Source organism: Halodesulfovibrio spirochaetisodalis (genome assembly GCF_001672295.1).
GTDB classification, from domain to species: Bacteria; Desulfobacterota; Desulfovibrionia; order Desulfovibrionales; family Desulfovibrionaceae; genus Halodesulfovibrio; species Halodesulfovibrio spirochaetisodalis.
On the sequence record NZ_JXMS01000046.1, the window covers coordinates 1 to 3,420 of the forward strand.

A 3,420-nucleotide genomic window follows, 5' to 3' on the forward strand; every position below is an offset into this window, starting at 1 on the left:
TTTACCCTTAACAACCTCACCGAAGACATTGATATTGTAGACATGTCTGCCTTTGTTATGCCTGTAACTGTCAATGCACTTAGCGGTAATGATGTTATTACAGCAGGAACTGGTGCAACTACTATCTACGCCGGAACAGGTGACGATACCATTTCCTCTGCTGGCGGCCCACTTACTGCTTATGGTGAAGACGGCGACGACAAGATCACTGGCGGCGGCAATGCAGACTACATCTATGGTGGTGCCGGAAATGACACCATTGATGCTAGCTACGGTGATAACTACGTGTCTGGAGGAGCCGGCAACGACACCTTAACTACTAGTTCAGGGAAAGACACCATAGACGGAGGGTCTGGCGCTGACATTATCGACTCTGGGGCAGGAAATGACACTGTCACAGGCGGTGGCGGCAATGACACTATCAGACTAGGTGCCGGCAATAACACCGTTACTGGTGGGCTTGGCGATGATACCATCTACGGCGGCATTGATAATGACACCTATATCTTCAACATTGGTGATGGTCATGACACTATCTATGACAATCCCGACGGAAAATCTGGTTCATACAGTGATACCATTCGCTTTGGAGTCGACTTCACAATAGACAACCTCATTATCAGAGCAGACGGTAATGATTGGGTGATATCTTTCACCAACACCTCAACAGATTCTATTCGCATTGTTAACGCAATGGGCAATAGCTACTGCCGCATCGAGAATTTTGAATTTGCAGATGGTTCACGTCTACACTCTTCATCATTCCTTTCCCAGCAAAGCTATTCCGATAATGACGATACTATAACAGTCCCTACTAGCAACCTTATTACATCAATTAATGCTGGCGGCGGTAATGACACCATTACAACAGGCAACAGCTCTACTGTTGTCGATGGTGGAAGTGGAAATGACACGATCACCACAGGTTCACAAGGTGACAACATTACTGGCGGACAAGGAAATGACACTATTAACGCGGGCGGTGGTAATGATGTCATAGATGGTGGTTCAGGTAGCGACACATACATCTTCAATATTGGTGACGGCCACGACATCATAAAAGAAGGCGCATGCAGCAGCGCTTGCACTGACATCGATATCATTAACATCGGAGTCGGCATTACCACAGGTGACTTAATCTTCAGCGTTGATGGTGACGACTTGATCATTGGCTTTACCGGTCATAATGATGATTCAATTCGTATTACGGGTGCACTTGCAGGCCCATCCCATGGAATTGAAAAAATTGTTTTTGCTGATGGTAGTTCCATTGAGCTTACTGCTGTAATTTCTTACCAAAACTTCACAGATGCTAATGACATCATCCAAATTCCTGAAGATGTTTTCATCGCAATTGTGAATGCATCTGGAGGAAATGACACCATTACAGGTGGCAACGTCACAACCATTGTAAATGCAGGATCAGGCAACGATTCTATTACTACTGGTGCTAAGAATGATGTCCTCACCGGTGGATCTGGCAACGACACAATCAACGCTGGAAGTGGTAGCGACACCATTACAGGTGGCACTGGCGATGACATTCTCACTGGCGGCACTGGAGGTGACACCTATATCTTCAATATTGGTGACGGTAACGACACCATACATGAAGGTTCGTGTAACGGAGTTGATATCGACATCATCAATCTTGGTGTTGGTATTTCTGTTGGAGACATCATCTACCGTGTTGACGGTAATGACTTAGTGATTGGCTTTACTGGGCATGATACTGACTCCATCCGCATCACTGGAGGAGTGACAGATCCGTCACATGGCATTGAGAAGATTTGCTTTGCAAATGGATTATCTATTACATTAACAGCTATAATCTCAAGTCAATCCTTTACCGATGGAAACGATACAATAGTTGTTCCTGAAGATAAATATATCACCATTATTAACGCTGAAGGTGGAAATGACACGATTACTGGTGGTGATGTTACTGCGATAATCAATGGTGGAGCAGGCAGTGACACCATTACCACAGGAAACCATAACGACACCCTCTCAGGTGGCGCAGACAACGACATCATCAATGCGGGTGGCGGCGATGATACCATCACAGGTGGTACAGGTGATGACATTCTCTCTGGCGGAACAGGTGGAGACACCTACATCTTCAATATTGGTGACGGCAACGACACCATCCATGAAGGCTCGTGCAATAATATGTGCACCGACATCGATATCATTAATATTGGTGTTGGAGTAACTGCTGGAGATCTTATCTTCAACGTTGATGGAGATGACCTGATTATCGGAATCAAAGGACATGATGATTCCATTCGTATCTCTGGCGGCCTAGTAGATCCGTCACATGGTGTTGAAAAAATCGTTCTTGCTGATGGAACTGCTATTGACCTTGCAGCGGTTATATCCAACCCAGTGCTGACAGACAATGACGACACATTCGTTGTTCCTTCTGATGCAGTAATTGCTGTTGTTAATGCCAAAGGCGGTGATGATACCATCACTGTCGGTGATATTGTTGCAGTGGTTGATGGTGGGACTGGAAAGGACGCCATTAGCACAGGTTCAAAAAGCGACACTCTGGCTGGTGGTTCAGGCAACGATACCATCAATGCGGGTGGCGGCGATGATACCATCACAGGTGGTACCGGCGACGATATCCTTACTGGAGGCACTGGCAGTGATACATATATCTTCAATGTCGGAGACGGCAACGATACTATACACGAAGGGACATGCAATGGCGTAGACGTGGACATTCTCAACATCGGCGTAGGTATCACTACTGAGGATCTTATCTTCAGTGCCGATGGAGATGATCTGGTTATCAAAATCAAAGGACACGATGATGACTCCATTCGTATCTCTGGTGGACTAGTAGATCCATCACATGGCGTTGAAAAAATCGTTCTTGCTGATGGAACTGCTATTGACCTTGCAGCGGTTATATCCAACCCAGTGCTGACAGACAATGACGACACATTCGTTGTTCCTTCTGATGCAGTAATTGCTGTTGTTAATGCCAAAGGCGGTGATGATACCATCACTGTCGGTGATATTGTTGCAGTGGTTGATGGTGGGACTGGAAAGGACGCCATTAGCACAGGTTCAAAAAGCGACACTCTGGCTGGTGGTTCAGGCAACGATACCATCAATGCGGGTGGCGGCGATGATACCATCACAGGTGGTACCGGCGACGATATCCTTACTGGAGGCACTGGCAGTGATACATATATCTTCAATGTCGGAGACGGCAACGATACTATACACGAAGGGACATGCAATGGCGTAGACGTGGACATTCTCAACATCGGCGTAGGTATCACTACTGAGGATCTTATCTTCAGTGCCGATGGAGATGATCTGGTTATCAAAATCAAAGGACACGATGATGACTCCATTCGTATCTCTGGTGGACTAGTAGATCCATCACATGGCGTTGAAAAA

At 46.2% G+C, this 3,420-nt stretch carries 1 protein-coding gene; it reads left to right on the forward strand.

Annotated elements, in window-relative coordinates; all coding sequences use genetic code 11:
- Window positions 1-3,420: beta strand repeat-containing protein (locus SP90_RS16285; RefSeq protein WP_269449369.1), on the forward strand; the 3,420-nt coding region annotated here is incomplete at both ends.